This is a genomic window from Alicyclobacillus suci, from assembly GCF_017329615.1.
GTDB lineage: Bacteria > Bacillota > Bacilli > Alicyclobacillales > Alicyclobacillaceae > Alicyclobacillus > Alicyclobacillus suci.
Genome location: NZ_JAFMTW010000235.1, coordinates 1 through 256, shown reverse-complemented (window position 1 = coordinate 256; position 256 = coordinate 1). Strand labels below are relative to the sequence as shown.

General features: G+C 44.5%; 1 pseudogene. It reads left to right on the top strand.

What is annotated here, in order from left to right:
- Positions 1–39 precede the first annotated feature (39 nt).
- A pseudogene (locus J3482_RS20560) lies at positions 40–256 on the top strand (transposase); the annotation flags it as partial.

Sequence of the window (256 nt, the reverse complement as noted above, 5' to 3'; positions counted from 1 at the left end):
AAGTGACCAAACTAGAAATACTCGAGGAGGGAAGTCCACTTGTATCTTCTCCAAAAGTCTCTGTTTTCCTTTGAATCCTGGTTAGAAATTGAGTCCAGTGAGCGTTTGGAGCTATTCTTCTCAGCATTAGATCTTCAACTGTACGCTGTGAAGTTGAAAAGTTCGTCACCCCAGGGTTCGAAACCTATCAATCGTGAGGCAATCTTGCGGGCTTTGTTAGCAGCACCATTAGAAGGCATCTCTACCTTTACCCGAC